Raw genomic sequence first — 16,551 nt, 5'->3', positions numbered from 1 at the left:
TCGCAATCCTGCCACTGGGCAAGGTCATCACTTTCCGCAACATGGGGATTCCTCAGTGCTCAGTCGACGAAGCCGTGCCGAAGCGGGGAGCCCTTACAGGCGTCCCACCGTCCATGGCCGGAGTTTGGCGGGGTGGCGTACCGCCCAGATGCGCTTGATCCGGTCGCCGACGACGTCGAAGGCGTACACCGATACGGTGACGCCGTCCTGCTGGGCGATCAGGCCGGGTTGGCCGTTGACCGTCCGCTCCAGAATCGTCAGGTTTCGAAGTCTGCTCTCGAGGTGGATCAGGGAGCGGACGATCTGTTCGGCGCCTTCGATCGGGTGGAGCACGGCGCCGACAATGCCGCCGCCGTCGGCGATTGCCGTGGCGTTGGGGTCGAGAAGGCCGATGAGGGCGTTGATGTCCTTGGCTTCCCAGGCCTGTTTGAAATCCCTGACGATGTCGGCGCGTGGGGCTGTCGAGGTCGCGGGGGTCTGTGTTGCGCGTACGCGCCGACGGGCCGAGGAGGCCAACTGGCGGCACGCCGCAGGGGTACGACCGACGATGTCGCCGACTTCCGCGAAGGAGTAGCGGAAGACGTCGTGCAGGATGAACGCGACGCGCTCGGCCGGGGTCATCGATTCGAGTACGACGAGGAAGGCCATGGTGATCGACTCGTCGAGGGTGATGCGGTCGGCCGGGTCGATGGTGGTGGCGTCGGACCGTCCGCTGATCCACTCTGTGGGTTCGGGTAGCGGCTCGGGGATCCATTCGCCCACGTAGGTCTCCCGCCTAACCCGCGCCGAGGAGAGCAGGTTGAGGCAGATCCGGCTGGCGACCGTGGTCAACCAGGCGCCGGGGGATTGGATCGCCTCCTGCTGTTGGTGGGACATGGCGTACCAGCGGGCATAGGTTTCCTGGACGGCGTCTTCGGCGTCGGCCAGGGAGCCGAGGAGCCGGTAGGCGAGATTGATCAGCTGACGCCGTTCGTTCATGACCGCGGTCAGGCTCGGATCGGGTCGGCCATGTCCTGGCTCGGTTGGTCTGGTCATGGTGTCGCCGACTCCCCTTGGTCGCGTCTGCCCTTACTTGGTTCGACAAGACAGCACACCGAACTGTGAGGTTCGCGCGTCGCCTCACATTCCGAGGCGCCCTGTTGTCGTACCACTGAGACGATCAGCCACCCAGCCGGCCCAAAGCGCAGTGAGACGGTGGCCTTTCCCTCCGTCCTGACGATCGCAACTGACCGGAACCCTGGCCCGTCCCGACGGCACCGATTACACCGCCGGCGTGGACAGCTTCTTCCGGCCCCGGCGGTCTACCTCCATTGCGCGATCCCGGCAATCACCGACACATCAGACCGATTTGACGAGGCGACTGAGATGCGAACTCAAGCGACCAGAAAGTTCCAGGAAGTGACCGACGAGAAGTCGGCTACCGTCACACGAAGCGGCTGGAACTGGAGCCGGATCCGCCCCATCGCCTTCTGGGCCACGACGTTGGTAATCGCCCTCGAGTTGGCTGCTGGATCGGTGTGGAACCTGCTGACGATCGAATGGGTGGAAGTGCAGTTGCACCACCTGGGGTACCCGCACTTCTTCGCCTACATTCTCGGCGCGTGGCAGGCCGGCGCAGCCGTCGCGATCGTCGCGCCCGGGCTCCCGCTGCTCAAGGAATGGGCGTACGTGGGCGCCTTCTTCCTGTGGTCCGGTGCCGTGGCGTCGCACCTGTCAGTCGGTGACGGCCTTCAATCGTGGGGGGTGCCGCTGATGTTCGGTGCGTGCGCGATCGCCTCGTGGGTGCTGAGGCCAGCCGACCGCCGGCTTCCGGAGACGCGGCTCCATCGGGCCCGCCCTGCCGACGCTGGCCCGGGTGGCTTCGGGCCGTTGGGGATCCGTCCTCGCTCCTGGGCAAGCCGTCCTCGCGCTTGGATCGTCCCGATCGGACTCATCGCTGTCCTGTATGCCGTCTCGTTCCTGACGCTACCCGTGATGGAAGACGTCATGCGTGAGCAGGCAGTTGAGCTCGGCTGGATCGACAGGTAACGAGTAGGGCCCCGACGTTGCGGTGTCGTAAGCGCACGACATCCGTGTCGGAACCGTTCAGGGCGCTAGACGGTCACGAATCTGCCCCGTCACCCGTCAACCAGCGCATATCAAAGGAGACGACCATGACTCACCGCCTGGTGGTACTCGGCGCCGGGTACGCGGGCCTCGGCGCCGCCAGGCGCGCCGCCCGCCGGCTGCGCCGCACCGACGTCGAGGTGACGCTGATCAACGCCACCGACCGATTCGTGGAACGAATCCGGTTGCACCAGCTCGCCGCCGGGCAGACCCTGCGAGACCGGCCGCTACGAACCATGCTGGACGGCGCCGACGTGAAACTCGTCGTGGCCCGGGTCACCGCCATCGACGTCGACGCCAGGATCGTCCGACTGGACGCCGAGCCGTACACGGTCGGTTACGACACCTTGGTGTACGCGCTGGGCAGTGGCGCGGACGTTGGCAGCGTGCCGGGGGTACGGCAGCACGCGTTCACGATCGCGGAGGCGGCTCAGGCGCAGCGGTTACGGTCGCATCTGCTCGGTGCCTCGGCCGGCGATGTCGTTGCCGTCGTCGGCGGTGGCCTGACCGGCATCGAGGCCGCCACCGAGCTTGCCGAGGCATATCCGGGGCTACGGATCGAACTGGTGACGAGTGACGACCTCGGTGGTTGGCTGTCTCCGCCCGCGCGGCGCCACCTCGGCCGGGCGTTCGACAGGATGGGCATCGGCGTCCACCAGGGTGTGCGGGTCGAGACGGTCTCGGCGGCAGGCCTGCGCCTCGAAGACGGGCGAGATCTCGACGCGGAGGTCGTCGTCTGGACGGCCGGTTTCCGGGTGTCCGCGCTGGCCGATCGGGCCGGTCTGGCCGTCGACGGCCGTGGCCGGATGATCGTCGACGAGACCTGTCGATCGGTGTCGCACCCGCAGGTGTACGGGATCGGTGACGCCGCAGCGGCACCCGCACTCGGCGGCGAGACCCGGATGTCCTGCCAGACCGGCCTTCCGATGGGTCTGTACGCGGCGGACGCGATCGCGGCCGTTCTGAACGGACGGACGCCGAGGCCGCTTCGGATCCGTTACGTCTGGCAGAACATCAGCCTCGGTCGGCGGGACGGGATCACCCAGTTCACCCGAGCCGATGACTCCCCGATCGGTGCGGTACTCACCGGCCGGTCCGCCATCGGCTTCAAGGAGGCGATCAGTCGCAGCACGGTGTACCGCCTGCGCCACTCCGGCCCGGTGCGCTGAGGGGAAGGCCCGGCAGTGGTGTCGTCATCGTGGAGGTGACGTCGTGGCGCACGCTGACGACGGCGAGCACCGCAGCGACCAGTCCGGACAGGACGCGTCGAGATTCACGAGGTTCTTCCTGATGGTCAACAGGGTGAGTGCCCGGATGGATCGAAGTGGGCAGGCAGCGCGGGATGCCGTTACTGAGTGGGGACGTTGAGGTCGCGGAACGGGCCGATCTTGACTCTGAGGGTGTCGGCGGTGTCGGGTAGGGCGAAGAGGGTCCAGAACTCACGGGTCTGGCCTGGTGCGAACTTTTCGGTGTTGATGCGGACGCCGGAGACGGCTGTGCATGCGCAGTAGCTGTCCACGCCGTCGTCGGTGGGAGCCTCGAGGCGGCCTGGCCGGTACTGGCGGCGGGCCGCGAGGTCGGTCAGGCGGACGTTGGTGGCGGCCTGGTATTTGTACGCCTCCCAGTCCTGGGCATGGTGCAGGTCTCTGAACCAGGCCTCGGACGAGCCCCTATTGGTGATCTTGTAGGTGAGCAGGCCGAGGCCTCCGGGTAGCCGGCGCAGGCCGGTGACCTCCATCGCGATGGGCTGACCGTCGGCCTGGGCGCTGCCGGTCAGGTCGGTCGAGCCGGTGGTGGTCGTGGTCACCGGTTCCTGGACAGCGGGTTGAGGCTTGGCGAAGGTCACCGTGACACGGCGATTGCGGCGTTTTCCCTCGTCGCTGTCGTTGCTGTAGAGCGGGCGGCGTGAGCCGTACCCCTCGGTCTGGAAGCGGACCCCGTTCCTGGTCAGCAGGGCCGACAGGGCGTGTTGTACGGCCTGGGCGCGGCGCAGCGACAGTGGGTTGTTGATGGCGTCGGTGCCGGAGGAGTCGGCGTGGCCCGCCACCGTCACCACCGTGGCGGGCGAGGCGTCGATGAGCGTCGCCGTGCGGGCCATGACCGACCTGGCTTTGGGGGTGAGGGTGGCCTTGTCCACCGCGAACAGTACGTCGGCGGAGAGGTTGACCTGTAGGTCCTTGCCGTCGTCGGCGGTTTCCTCGGACTTGTCCAGGGATTCGGAGGGGAGGATGAGGCGGCGGGTGACGGGGGTGACGGGTTCGGCATCGGGGTCGGGGAAGTTGCCGGCCGGAGCGTCGTCGCTGATGGGCACGTTGAGCATCGGTGGGCCCACGGGGGTGACGACGGTTGTTGTCGCGGGGTTGCCCGACGGCGCGGGCAGCACCGCGTAGACGCTGATCGACTGACCAGGGTGGATGAAGCGGCTGGGGACGTCGCGGTCCACCGCGCTGCACAGGCAGGGGGAGCTGGCGGGTTTGTAGGGCAGGAGCCAGGTCCGGGCCTGGGCGTCGAGGACGCCAATGCCGGAGGCCCATCTGATCTCGCCGAGCGGGCGGGTGTGGTCGCCCATCTCGCCGGGCCAGGACAGGTGCTTCTCGGTGCCGGTGTTGGACAGGCGGATCTGGGCGATGAGGTGTTTGCCCTTGACGCGGTTGAGGCCGACGACCTCGACCTTGAGATTCTCGGTCATGGTGCTGCGGGTTCCGGCCAACGCCGCGCCGGTGCTGGCGCCGCCGGTGGCTGCCGGAGTGTTGGAAGCGGGCGGGGACGGGGAGTCCTTATTCGACGGTTCCTCGCACCCGACCATTGCCAGGGTGAGTACGGCGCTCAGGGCCAGCCTTCGGCTGGAGCTGGGGGAGGCGTCCTGCCATCGGAATTGCCGGAGCTTGGTCATGATCCTCGTTTTCGGTCGATGCGGTTGGTTGCGAGTGGACCCCGGGGTGGCGCAACAGGTGGTAGTGCACGCCGTTGTTCGGACCGGGCCGCGTCCGTTGTGCCGGCCTATGCCCGGCTCCTGCCTTTCCACCGTGGTCTCACCACACGCACTGGACGAAGCTTCATCCCGTCTTGTGACAGCCACGACCACCTCCCCCGCCGAGGACTGTCCAGGGTGGGAGTTGCCGGCGGATCCTGTAGTGCTCACTACAATTAGAGTGATCGTTACGGTAGATTCGTGGCCCCGGCATCGTCAAGGTCGCGGTGAGGCGAGAGGTGTGCGGAATGACAGGGACACGGGCAACGCGCAGGAAGCGTGCCAACGGCGTGGAGTCGCGGCAACGCATCCTCGACGCCGCCGTGCAGATCGCGAGTGAACGCGGGTATGAGGGGACCTCGATCGCGGCGGTGAGTGCCCGCTGCGGGTTGCCCGCGAGCTCGATCTACTGGCATTTCAAGGACAAGGACGACCTGCTCGCCGCAGTGATCGAGCGCAGCTTCGAGACCTGGCTGGCGGCCGTCGACCTGCCCGGCGAGGAAATCGGTACGCCGCTGCAGCGTTTCGTCGCCGTCGGTGCGGCGGTGGCCGCGTCGCTTGTCAACGCCCCCGACTTCCTGCGCCTGGGTCTCATGCTCGCCTTGGAGCGGCGGCCCGAGGAGCCCCGAGGGCGGGCCGTGTTTCTCCAGGTCCGCGAGGTCGCCCGACAGAAGTTCATCGAGATGATCGAGACGCTGCTGCCGGACCTCGATCCGGGGGACGTGCGGACCGTCGTGACGTACGCCCTGGCCGGGGCCGACGGACTGTTCCTGCAGCGCGAGATCCACGGCGATGCCGTCGATCTCGCGGCGATGTTCGAGCTGCACGCGCGGCTGGTCTACGAGGCGGCCCTCCGGATGGCCCCAGGGGCTTCCCATGACCATGCCAAGCCCTAGCTGAGGTCAGCGGTGGTGGTGGTGTCTAGCGCGTCGAGAGGAACCACAGCATGACCGGCCAGTTAGCCAGGATCGACGTCCATCAGCACATCCTGCCGCCCTTCTACCGCGCCCTACTCGCTGAGGCCGGCATCGCAGCGGCGGGCGGTCGGGCGCTGCCCACCTGGACACCCGAGTCCGCACTGGACCAGATGGACCTGCTCGGCACCGCCGTGGCCCTGCTGTCCGTCTCGACCCCCGGCACCAGCTTCCTCACCAGCCCGACCGAAGCCGGCGACCTTGCGCGGCAGCTCAACGACTACGCAGCGGGGCTGGCCGCCGAGCATCCAACCCGATTCGGGTACTTCGCCACCCTGCCGATGCCCCACACCGCGGCCGCCACCACCGAGGCCCGTCGCGTCCTCGACGAACTACGCGCCGACGGCGTCACTCTGCTCGCCAACAGCAACGGCGACTACCTCGGTGGCCCCGACCAGGATGCACTGTGGCAGACCCTGGACGAGCGCGCCGCCGTCGTCTTCGTCCACCCCGCTGACCTGCCCGGACCAGCCATCGACGGCATCCCACCGTTCGCCGCCGACTTCCTGCTCGACACCACCCGAGCGGCCTACCTCCTCGTCCGAACCGGCGTCCTCCGGCGATACCCCAGAATCCGGTTCGTCCTCAGCCACGCCGGCGGCTTTCTGCCCTATGCCTCACACCGCATGGCCCTGGCCATCGCCGCCGACACCGCACGCAGCCCGCTGGACATCCTGGACGACTTCCGCACCTTCTACTTTGACACCGCCCTGTCCTCGAGCCCCGCCGCCCTGCCCACCCTGCTTGCCTTCGCCCGACCCGGGCGTGTGCTTTTCGGCAGCGACTGGCCCTTCGCGCCCATCCCGGCCGGGCAGTACTTCGCCAACGGAATCGACACCTGCCTCGAACTCGGGCAACTGCGAGCGGTCAACCGCACCAACGCCGAAGCCCTCTTCCCGCGCCTGGCCACCGGCAGCACGCCAGACCCGGACCATCGGGTGGCCGCGCGCCTGCAACGGGCAGCGCAGCGGAGCGCCGCCCGGCTCTTCTTCCGACTCGTCCAATCCGGCAACGGCGAGAAGAGGATCCCGTGAACGCCACTGTGGACCGTCTGTTCGGCGGCGTCATGAGCCGGGGTGACGCGCGTCATGGGCAGGGGTGTGCAGCCGCCTCATCTCCTTCGGCGGCACGGCTCGGTGGCCCCGGCACACGGACCCTCAGCCCCTGCACCGCAAACGCCGATCGGCGATTGATCAGGCGCTCGTCGACGCGAAATGCCCCACGGCGGCGACGGCGAAGACGAGGAAGACCGCGGGAAACGCGATGTTGTGGAACACCCGCGCGCGGGCGTGAGCCAGGAGCGCGCCGACGAAGAACAGGACGAGGCCGAGGGCTGCGGCCAATCCGAAGGGACGTACGCCGAGAAGGCCGAGCACCAGACCCACGACGCCGGCCCCCTCGACCAGCGCGAGGTAGGGGATCCACCGCGCGGACAGCCCGACCTCGGCGCAGTTGCGCACCACGAAGTCGGCCTTGATCACCTTGGCGGTCACCTCGATGGCGTTGGCGAGGGCGCAAAGGATGGTCGCGACGACCAGGACTCCCTCCAGTACGGCGATCATGACGCGCGCCGGCGCGATCGAGCAATCGGTAAACTCATAGGTGCCTCCACGTGCGTGGGTTCATCAGGTTGTGGTCTCTCGCCCCTACTGACGCCCGGCACGCAGGAAAGGTGACCAGACGTGGAACTCGTCGAACACTTCGAGGCATCGAGGGCCCGACTGATGTCGTTGGCCTATGGCATCGTCGGCTCGCACAACGATGCCGAAGACGCGGTGCAGGCCGCCTGGCTGCGCGCGCGGTCGGCCGACCCGGCGCAACTGGCCAACCCCGAGGGCTGGCTCACCACGGTGACGGCACGCCTGTGCCTCGACCAGCTTCGCGCCCGCCATCGCCGGCGTGAGGTCCCGCTCACGGCCGACGACATCCCCGGCGAGCAGCTCGCGGCCGACGAGGCGTTCATCCGCCGTGAGGACGTCTCCCGGGCACTGCTGGTCGTGCTCGACGAGCTGTCTCCTCCGCAGCGGGTGGCCTACGTGCTGCATGACCTCTTCGCCGTCCCGTTCGACGAGATCGGACCCGTGCTCGACACGACGGTGGCCGCGGCGAAGAAGCTCGCGAGTCGAGCGCGGATCCGGCTCAGGGACGCTCGTGCGATCGACCTGCCGGGATCCGCCCACCAGATGGAGATCATCGACGCGTTCCTCGCCGCGGCGCGTGGCGGCGACATCGCGCGGCTCGTCACGCTCCTGGCGCCTGACGTCGTCCGTACGGCCGACCTCGGATTCCTCGCGGCCGGCACCGCGCCTGTCGTCCGGGGCGCCTGGGCGGTCGCGGAGGAGACCAGGGCGTTCGTGGACCGCATCGCCGCCGCCGCCCCGGTCCTCGTTGAGGGTCACCCAGGAGCGGTGATCGCCCCTGGTGGGCACCCATTCGCATTGATCCGGATCGGCGTCCACGACGGCCTCGTCACGAGCATCGACATCACGCCCTACGAGCGCGGGTCCGTGTCCCTCCCCGCTGCCTTGGGTACGTGATCCTCAAGGCTGCATACCATACCGTATGGTATGCTCGATTGATGGGAACACGTGATCTCTGGCTCGGCGAGGGTGTCTCGGTATTGACCGACGAGGGGCCGGCGGGTCTGCGGATCGACCGTCTGGCCGCCCGCCTCGGCCTGACGAAGGGGTCGTTCCATCACCACTTCACGGGGGTCGCCGACTACCACGCGGCGTTGCTGACTCATATCGAGCAGGGACAGGTCACCCTGTTGGATGGGCTGTCAGGCGAGCTCGCGACCGTGGATCCGGTCGACGCCCTGCGGGCCCTTCCCTCGCGGCTCGACGAGCTGTTCGACGCCGAGCTGGATCGGGCGCTGCGGGCGTGGGCGATCGGGAACGACGGTGCGCGTGGCGTGGTCGAACGCGTCGACAGCGCACGGCTCACGTTCCTCGAGACCCTCTGGAACCGCGTTGTGTCTGACCCGACCCGGGCGCGTGCCGCCGCCTTGCTGCCGCATCTTCTCCTGATCGGAGCGAACGCCATCCGCCCACCGCTCGACGCTGCCAGTCGACGTGCGGTGTTCGACCTACTGCCAGACCTGATTCCCCATGTCTGAGGTCCCACTCGGGCGCCCCGCCTGCGGGCGGGCCCCGTGATTGCCGTCGCTGTTGCGCTCGTGCTGGGCATCGTGACTGCTACCGGGGTTCATCGCCTAGAAGGAGGAGACAGATGCCCGCCGTCGATGTGCTGATCGTCGGGGCCGGCCCGACCGGGCTCACCCTCGCTGTCGATTTGGCCCGCCGTGGAGTTCGCGCGGTGCTGATCGAGGCCGCGCCCGCACTGCCTCGTCAGTCCCGAGGCAAGGGCCTGCAACCTCGAAGCCTGGAGGTGCTTGACGATCTCGGTGTTGTCGACGCGGTTCTGGGACACGGCCAGTCGCGCCAGGACATCACCCTGTACCGCGATGGCCGGCGCCTTGCGCGGATACCCGCCGGCCTCACCGAGCCGCGCGCGGACTTGCCGTACCCGAACATCGTGATGATTCCCCAGTGGCGCACCACCACGCTGCTCGCACGGCGGCTGCACGAACTCGGTTCCGCGATTCGGTTCGACACCCGCCTTGAGTCGTTCACCGCTGGTAGCGACGCGGTGCGCGCCGTGGTGACCACACCGGACGGCGGCCGGGAGGATCTGACCGTCCGCTACCTCGTCGGCTGTGACGGCGCGCACAGCATCGTGCGCCGCACACTCGACCTGGAGTTCGCCGGCTCGTCCGACGAGACGCAGCGCTACCTGCTCGGTGACATCACCGTTCCCGGTTGGCACCCCGAAGTCGACGGAGCCGTTCGCTCACACGCATGGCTCGGCACGGACGGGTCATTCCTCGGTCTGGCTGGCCTGCCCGGAACCGGGCAGTGGCAGATCGGCGCGAGCATCACCGCCGACGACGACCTCGAGCCCACCCTGGAGGCCCTCCAGCGGCTATGGAACGAACGCACCGGCCATCCGCAGGTCCGCCTGTCCGACGCGACCTGGTTGTCGAACTTCCGGGTCAACGTCCGCATGGTCGAGGATTACCGCCGCGGCCGAGTCCTGCTCGCCGGCGACGCCGCGCACGTGCACCCGCCCACCGGAGGGCAGGGAATGAACACCGGCATCCAGGACGCCTACAACCTGGGTTGGAAGCTGGCCGCCTGCCTCAACGGCCACGACGACACCCTGCTCGACACCTACCCGGCCGAACGCCTTCCCGTCGCCCGTCGTGCGTTGGCACAAAGCACCAACATCCTCGACGTGATCACCAACCGCAATCCACTCGTCAGGTTCGCCGTGCAACGACTGCTCCTGCCGCTACTCAGCCGACCCTCGATCAACCGCAGGCTCACCGCTCGTGTGTCCCAGATCGACATCGGCTACCACGACGGGCCCCTGGCAGACGACGAGCTGTCCGGCGGCCGCGTCCGACCCGGCGATCGGGCCCCCGACGCCCGCCTCGTCGATACCGCAACCGGGCAGCCGCTGCGGCTGTTCGACCTACTGCGTGGGCCACAATGGACGCTGCTGCTCGTCGGCGACGCCGCCGCCGGCCGCCTCGACTGTGATGCTCTTCCCGACGAGGTGCGCACCTGCTTGATCACGCCCGCGCGGTCGACGTCGTTCTCCGGCCGGGTGGTCATCGACCGCGACGGGACGTTTCGCCGGGCCTACCGAGCAAAGCCCGGCACAGCGTTGCTCATTCGCCCGGACGGCTACCTCCACTGGCGCGTGCACACCCCCTGCGCCGACGCGGTGGCCAAGCACGTCCTCGGCGCGGGCGCGCACCCCCACCCGCTGCCGCCACCCGACGACAGCCGGGCACGTGAGAAGGCCGGGACACGGAGGAGGGCTGAGCCTCTCCCCTGAGGCAGGGTGGCTGACTGGCACGGCAGCAGAAGTCGAGAACGGGCCGTAGACGATGGTGGGTCACCGGTGTCCGGCATGGTGTGGCTCCACTCACGTCCAGTGTGGTTGATCGTGACCCCTTCACCTGAGGAGTCCTTCGAGATGGTGCAACCCTGGTGGCCGCTGGCCTTGTTGGCAGTGATCCAGCTCTGCGACGCACTGCTGTGCGTAAAGCCGGTCGCCTTCATTCGGCAATGTTTGACCGACGTCCGGTTCCCCGAACGCTTCTGGAAGTTTCTCCCCCCGCTCAAGGCTGCCGCAGCGGCTGGGCTCATTGTCGGGATCTGGGTTCCGCCGTTGGCGGTGCTCGTGTCTGCGGCGCTGGTCTGCTACTTCGCGGTGGCGGTCTCGGCGCACGTCCGCGCCCGCGATTTCGGTCGCAACCTGTTCCTGAACGCGACGGCCATGTTGGTCATCTGCTCGGCGACGCTGGCCTTCACCGTCCAAACCGCATGATCGAACACGCGACGACGGCGCCTGGGTTGGGTCATCGCGCGTAACGCCTCGTATTCGGCTGGTGGGACGTTGAAGCGCCCGCGCCGGATCGCAACCTGCAGCGCGTCCAATGCCAGGTCGATCCAATCGATCGCGGCACAACGGCGAACAATCGGGGGGTTGGGATCGTGGAGTTTCGGATCCTGGGCACAGTCGAGGCATGGGCGGGCGGGAAACAGGTCGATCTCGGTTCGCGCAAGCAGCGCCTGGTGCTCGCGGTCCTGCTGCTGGAACCCAACCGAATGGTGCCGCTGAACCGGCTGGTCGACCTCGTCTGGGGCGAGGATGTGCCGGCGTCCGCACGAGCCTCGATCCAGACGCTCGTATCCCGGCTACGTGCGGCGCTTCGGCAGGTCGGCGACGGGCCCGCCATCGTCGGCCGGGGAGCAGGCTACGTCATACACGTGGATCCGCTCGTGATCGACGCGCATCGGTTCACGGACCTGATTCTCGCGGCCCGCTCGTCGGACGACGAGCGCGCGGTCGAGCTGTTCGACCAGGCGCTCGCCCTCTGGCATGGCGAGGCACTCGCAGGCGTGGCGTCCACCGAAGTCGCCGAACGCCTGTGCGGTCACCTCGATGAAGCCCGATGGACCGCCCTGGAGGACCGCCTGGACGCCCAACTGCGGCTGGGCGACGGCCGGCGACTGCTCGCCGAGCTCACCCGGCTCGTGACCGACCACCCGCTGCGGCAGCGGTTCGTGGGCCAACTCATGCTGGCCCTGCACCGCGACGGCCGCACCGCCGCCGCGCTCGACGTCTATCGCACGCTGCGGAAGCGACTGGCCGGCGACCTCGGCCTCGATCCGGCACCAAAACTGGTGCGGTTGGAATCCGCGATCCTGCGCGCGGACCCGGCTCTGGATCCGGCCGCGAGACCCATCGACACATCACCACCCGATTCGGTACGACCGGCGCAGTTACCGCCCGCCGCCCACGGGTTCGCCGGACGCGCAGAAGAACTCGCCCGGCTCGACACCGGATTGGAATCCGCGTCGGGCTTGAAGATCTGGGTGATCAGTGGCACCGCCGGCGTCGGCAAGACGGCGCTCGCCCTCCACTGGGCCCACCGCCACCGGGAGAGGTTCCCGGGTGGGCAGCTCTACCTCGACCTCCGTGGCTTCGACGCCGAGCACGACCCGCTCAGCGAGTCCGCCGCACTCCTCCAGTTGCTCAGCAGCCTCGGTGTCGATCACCGGCTGATCCCGGCGGATGCGGCGGGCCGGGCCGCCCTGTTCCGCTCACTGCTGGCCGGCCAACGCGTCCTGCTGGTGCTGGACAACGTGCGCGACGCCGCTCAGGTGTACGCGCTGATCCCGTCGGCGGGCACGGTCATCCTCACCAGTAGGCAGCGGCTCGGAGAGCTGATCGCCCGCACGGGCGCGCAGACACTGTCGCTGTCCGTGCTCACCGCCGCCGACTCTCGCCGGCTGCTGGAGGCCGCGCTCGGCGTCGACCAGGTCGCCACCGAAGCAGCCGCAGCCGGAAGGCTGGCGGATCTCTGCGGTCACCTGCCGCTCGCACTGCGGATCGCGGTGGCCAACATCGTCGCTGTCCCGAAGGCGGAGATCACCGGGTTGGTGCAGGAACTCTCCGACGGCGACCGGTTGGCCGGGTTCACCGTGGACGGCGCCGAGGAAAGTGCTGTCACGAGAGCGTTCGCCTCGTCCTACTGGGCGCTTCCGGCGGACCATCGCCTGCTCTTCCGTCGCCTCGGGCTGCTGCCGGGACCGACCTTCACTGCGCTGCCGGCGAGCGTGGCCGCCGGGCTGCCCCCGGCTCGGACTGACCGACTGATAAAGGCACTGGCCGCGGCACACCTGATCGAGCAATACACACGCGGGCGCTTCCGGCTCCACGACCTGCTCCGAAGGTATGCGGTCGGCCGGGCGCTGGTAGAAGACACCGCTGGCGAGCTCGAACACGCTCGCGGACTCGTCCTGGACCATTACCTGCACACGGCTGACGCGGCGGGCAGGCAGCTCATTCCTCACTTTCTGCGGCTGCCGAGGAAGGTGGAGAGCGGGATCAGCTTCCCGGACAACGACAGTGCGCTCGCCTGGCTCGACGCCGAGTGGCCGACTCTCGCCGCCGCGGTCGGTCAGGCAGCGGCGCGAGGTCCACGACCGCTGGCATGGCACATCGCCGACGCCCTCCGCGCCTATTTCCACCAGCGCGGTCACCGGACGGAATGGGTGGAGATGGCCTCGTTGGGGCTGGAAGCCGCGCACGGCGCGGGCGACGAACGGGCGCAAGCTGCGATGCACCAGAGCATCGCGCTCGCCTACGTCAACATGGGCCACTACGTCGAGGCACATGACCATCTCGACAGTGCACTACGGCGGAACGCAGCCGACGGCTGGCACGAAGGCCGCGCCGCCGTGCTGAACAATCTCAGTGCGGTGCACCAGCGCCTCGGTAACCCCCACGCGTCGATCGACTGCGGGCTGGAATCACTGGACCTTCAACACAAGTTGGGCAATGGCGCCGGGAGCGCCATGACGCTGGCGAATCTCGGCTTCGCCTATTGGCAGTTGGGCCTGCTGGACCAAGCGCTGGATCACTTCGGCCGGGCGCTGGAACTGGGGGAACAGCAGGGCGCCCGCTTCAGCGTCGCCGTCCTGCTCGTGGATCTAGGGAACGTGCACCGTGACCTCGGCAACCCGGACACGGCCGAGGAGTTCTACGCCCGGGCGCTGGCCGCCAACCGTGAACTCGGGTATCACTACGGCGAAGCGACCGCGCTGTCCGGCCGTGCGCTGCTGCACTGCCAGACCGGCCCATCGGAGCAAACCCTCGACGACGCCCGGTCGGCAGTCGAACTGACCAGGAAGATCAGTGACCGCGGTACCGAAGCGTGGGCGCTCAACGCCCTCGGTGATGTCTGTCTGCGGTTGGGCCTGCCCGCCGAAGCCGCAGACCATCACCACCGAGCCCTGCAGGTGGCGCGCTCGACCAGCTTCCGCTGGTGTGAGGCTGACGCGTTGCGCGGCTCGGCCATGGCGCTGCTGAACCTCGACGTCCTCGACGAAGCCCAGGCCCGAGCCACGCTCGCCATCGACCTCGCTCACCGGGCCGGGTACCGGCTCGTCGAGGCCCGCGCATCGCACGCCCTCGCCGAGATCCGGGCGAGGCTAGATGGGGCAACTCGTAAGTCGGTGAAGGAGTAGCCGGGCAGGGCTGCTGGTGTCAGCCGACGTTCAGGTAGAACGATGGTAGTGGTCGAGTCGGCGCCAGCAGGTGATGGCGCAGGCGAGGGTGAAGAGCGAAGTCTCCGGGTACGGTCGCCCTGTGGACCTTCGATCTCGACGAGCTGCCAGCAAGCGTGTACTTGGAACCATGGCAATAGCTGGAGGTTTCCTCGCCTGCGTGCTCACGATGGCGAGCGACTCCGGGCATGCCGAAACGTATGTCATTGCGGGCCTCCTTGTCCTGGCAGGGATCGGGCTGCGTATTGAGGCTGCAATCATCGATACAGCAGTGCAGCAGCCGTTGCTGCCACCATCAGCGCAAACGTTGGCCGATGCGAGGCGCAACGACGCCGACAGCGCGAATAGCTCGTCGTCACAGGCAAGAAACCGCAGTCCGCAGTCGCCGTAGGATCAGACGACGCCGAACACGCAGCAAAATTTGGCCAGACCGTGGTCGTCAACGGCCATAGCCCGCCGCAACAGTCAGACCCGAACACCGCGCGTTGGCGGAAGGCCTAGTCGAGGTCGATTTGCGAGCCGAGGCGGACGAGTGCAGGGGTTTTGCAAGCGCGTCACGTGACAGTGGTCGGACTCGCCCATCAACTGGCAGGAGCCGATACGTGCGGAAGATCCTCAGCCTGGTCTTGACTGTTCTGTCAGTCGTCATGTCCGCGGCGACAGTCGCGCATGCCGACGACGGGCCCGTGACCCGGGTGACGCTGACCAGCGCGAACAGTTTCCACTCACGGGTCGAGGAGCGTCTGCTGAGCAGGACGGTCACCCTCGCGGCCGGTGAATCCCGGCACGTGCGCGGACGCCTCCAGGCGACCAGCAGCGTGCAGCAGATCGTGTCGATGAACAACACCCTGAAGTGTGTGAACCCAGCCGGCGCAGTCGTCGGCACCACGTCAACGTCCTCGCGAAACCACGAGGGCTCCGACACCACCTATTACGCCAAGCCTGGGCACCTGCCGATCTACGCCGACCTGCTCTTCACCGCGCCATCGGCGGGCACCTACACCTGCGGCATGTACGGGTACACGGCCTCCACCTCGCTCGACGGCTACTACCTGACCGCCGTCGCGACAGACACCTGGCTGGAGGTGAGCGACACCAACCAGGTGGGTGCGCGGTGGTGGCAGAACCCGGCGTGCAGCAGCACCGGCACGTCGAGCACCTGCACTTACGTCGGCGCCGGTACGTCTACGGCCTGGGTGTTCTACGACGACGGCACCCCCGTGCACAAATGGAACGCCGCAGCCAATGCGACCTCGGCTCAGGCGCTGGCGACGCTGGAACTGACCACCTGCTACACGGGCACCGCGTCATGCAAGAGCGCCATCGACGCGTACGAGCAGCCGCGCGGGACGAATGCGGTGGTCGACGTGCGTTTCGAGTTCATCCAACTCGACCCGACCGCCCACACCTGCCGCACGACGAGCACCGCAACCTCGCGCAAGACGATTCGCGACGACGCCCACCACTACGTCGCGAACTTCGCCCTCACCGGCGTGCCGATCGACCCGGCCTGCGGAACCCGGACCTTCATCATGCGGATCTTCGTGAGACACGTCTCCGGCAATCCGATCAAGATCGACGGGGTCCAGAGCACGACCTCATTGACGAACGGCATCGCCATGAACATCTTCTGACCGTCGCAGGCCCTGGCCGCCCGACCGGCCGTCAAAGAGGACATGGAAAGGATGCGGGCCCTCCACGGGAGGGGCCCGCATTCGTGCGTTCCGCAGGCCGAGGTGGGGCCACCGCGATCCGGCGGTAGGCGGACTGCAGGCGACTGCAAGCGGACTGCGGGCATCCCGCGCGAAGGTAGCGGCATCGAGCCCATCGCCCCAAAAAGGAGGTTCCGTGC

Annotated in this window: 13 protein-coding genes; 10 read left to right on the top strand and 3 right to left on the bottom strand. The window is 68.0% G+C overall.

Annotation, left to right across the window (positions count from 1 at the left end; translation table 11 throughout):
- Window positions 1-93: 93 nt before the first annotated feature.
- Entirely contained in the window at window positions 94-978 is an 885-nt protein-coding gene (gene sigJ / locus OG992_RS32890) for an RNA polymerase sigma factor SigJ (protein ID WP_266305403.1), read from the bottom strand.
- A gap of 420 nt (window positions 979-1,398) precedes the next feature.
- Here sigJ and OG992_RS32885 point away from each other — a divergent pair, with 420 nt between their 5' ends.
- A complete protein-coding gene (locus OG992_RS32885) occupies window positions 1,399-2,028 on the top strand; it encodes a DoxX family protein (RefSeq protein ID WP_266305402.1) in 630 nt (209 codons plus the stop codon).
- A gap of 125 nt (window positions 2,029-2,153) precedes the next feature.
- Window positions 2,154-3,275 carry an NAD(P)/FAD-dependent oxidoreductase gene (locus tag OG992_RS32880; RefSeq protein WP_266305401.1) on the top strand — a complete coding sequence of 374 codons (1,122 nt, stop codon included), beginning with the start codon at window positions 2,154-2,156 and terminating at the stop codon, window positions 3,273-3,275.
- A 179-nt stretch (window positions 3,276-3,454) separates the two neighbouring features.
- Here OG992_RS32880 and OG992_RS32875 read toward each other — a convergent pair whose 3' ends face one another.
- On the bottom strand, window positions 3,455-4,999 hold the full coding sequence (locus OG992_RS32875; RefSeq protein WP_266305400.1) for an OmpA family protein: 1,545 nt from the start codon (window positions 4,997-4,999) through the stop codon (window positions 3,455-3,457).
- 326 nt (window positions 5,000-5,325) lie between these two features.
- On the opposite strand from OG992_RS32875, the gene OG992_RS32870 reads away from it, so the two are divergent.
- Window positions 5,326-5,973, top strand: a complete 648-nt coding sequence (locus OG992_RS32870) for a TetR/AcrR family transcriptional regulator (protein WP_266305399.1) — start codon at window positions 5,326-5,328, stop codon at window positions 5,971-5,973.
- 50 nt (window positions 5,974-6,023) lie between these two features.
- Window positions 6,024-7,085 (top strand): amidohydrolase family protein, encoded by a 1,062-nt coding sequence (locus OG992_RS32865; protein ID WP_266305398.1) that lies wholly within the window; start codon window positions 6,024-6,026, stop codon window positions 7,083-7,085.
- A 159-nt stretch (window positions 7,086-7,244) separates the two neighbouring features.
- Here the strand turns inward: OG992_RS32865 and OG992_RS32860 are convergent, their stop codons facing one another.
- Window positions 7,245-7,613 (bottom strand): DoxX family protein, encoded by a 369-nt coding sequence (locus tag OG992_RS32860; RefSeq protein ID WP_238684345.1) that lies wholly within the window; start codon window positions 7,611-7,613, stop codon window positions 7,245-7,247.
- Window positions 7,614-7,733: 120 nt separating this feature from the next.
- On the opposite strand from OG992_RS32860, the gene OG992_RS32855 reads away from it, so the two are divergent.
- From OG992_RS32855 to OG992_RS32830, 6 genes are all read left to right on the top strand, one after another.
- On the top strand, window positions 7,734-8,588 hold the full coding sequence (locus tag OG992_RS32855) for a sigma-70 family RNA polymerase sigma factor (RefSeq protein WP_266305397.1): 855 nt from the start codon (window positions 7,734-7,736) through the stop codon (window positions 8,586-8,588).
- A gap of 41 nt (window positions 8,589-8,629) precedes the next feature.
- Window positions 8,630-9,169 (top strand): TetR/AcrR family transcriptional regulator, encoded by a 540-nt coding sequence (locus tag OG992_RS32850; RefSeq protein ID WP_266305396.1) that lies wholly within the window; start codon window positions 8,630-8,632, stop codon window positions 9,167-9,169.
- 113 nt (window positions 9,170-9,282) lie between these two features.
- The gene (locus OG992_RS32845; protein WP_266305395.1) at window positions 9,283-10,956 is read left to right on the top strand and encodes an FAD-dependent oxidoreductase; all 1,674 of its coding nucleotides are present in this window, start codon (window positions 9,283-9,285) and stop codon (window positions 10,954-10,956) included.
- Between the two features lie 75 nt (window positions 10,957-11,031).
- Window positions 11,032-11,451, top strand: a complete 420-nt coding sequence (locus tag OG992_RS32840; protein ID WP_266305529.1) for a DoxX family protein — start codon at window positions 11,032-11,034, stop codon at window positions 11,449-11,451.
- A 167-nt stretch (window positions 11,452-11,618) separates the two neighbouring features.
- The gene (locus OG992_RS32835; protein WP_266305394.1) at window positions 11,619-14,660 is read left to right on the top strand and encodes a BTAD domain-containing putative transcriptional regulator; all 3,042 of its coding nucleotides are present in this window, start codon (window positions 11,619-11,621) and stop codon (window positions 14,658-14,660) included.
- 641 nt (window positions 14,661-15,301) lie between these two features.
- Complete coding sequence (locus OG992_RS32830) at window positions 15,302-16,333, top strand: hypothetical protein (protein WP_266305393.1); 1,032 nt, start codon at window positions 15,302-15,304, stop codon at window positions 16,331-16,333.
- The last annotated feature ends 218 nt before the right edge of the window (window positions 16,334-16,551 follow it).

Source organism: Micromonospora sp. NBC_00362 (assembly GCF_026342155.1).
GTDB classification, from domain to species: domain Bacteria; phylum Actinomycetota; class Actinomycetes; order Mycobacteriales; family Micromonosporaceae; genus Micromonospora; species Micromonospora hortensis.
This window is presented reverse-complemented; position numbering and strand designations above follow the sequence as displayed.

What these genes read in the sequence shown, in the direction of transcription:
- OG992_RS32870 (WP_266305399.1), top strand. Translation starts at nt 5,326, where the DNA reads ATGACAGGGACACGGGCAACGCGCAGGAAGCGTGCCAACGGCGTGGAG.
- OG992_RS32845 (WP_266305395.1), top strand. Translation starts at nt 9,283, where the DNA reads ATGCCCGCCGTCGATGTGCTGATCGTCGGGGCCGGCCCGACCGGGCTC.
- OG992_RS32840 (WP_266305529.1), top strand. Translation starts at nt 11,032, where the DNA reads ATGGTGTGGCTCCACTCACGTCCAGTGTGGTTGATCGTGACCCCTTCA.
- OG992_RS32865 (WP_266305398.1), top strand. Translation starts at nt 6,024, where the DNA reads ATGACCGGCCAGTTAGCCAGGATCGACGTCCATCAGCACATCCTGCCG.
- OG992_RS32860 (WP_238684345.1), bottom strand. Translation starts at nt 7,613, where the DNA reads ATGATCGCCGTACTGGAGGGAGTCCTGGTCGTCGCGACCATCCTTTGC.
- sigJ (WP_266305403.1), bottom strand. Translation starts at nt 978, where the DNA reads ATGAACGAACGGCGTCAGCTGATCAATCTCGCCTACCGGCTCCTCGGC.
- OG992_RS32880 (WP_266305401.1), top strand. Translation starts at nt 2,154, where the DNA reads ATGACTCACCGCCTGGTGGTACTCGGCGCCGGGTACGCGGGCCTCGGC.
- OG992_RS32850 (WP_266305396.1), top strand. Translation starts at nt 8,630, where the DNA reads ATGGGAACACGTGATCTCTGGCTCGGCGAGGGTGTCTCGGTATTGACC.
- OG992_RS32875 (WP_266305400.1), bottom strand. Translation starts at nt 4,999, where the DNA reads ATGACCAAGCTCCGGCAATTCCGATGGCAGGACGCCTCCCCCAGCTCC.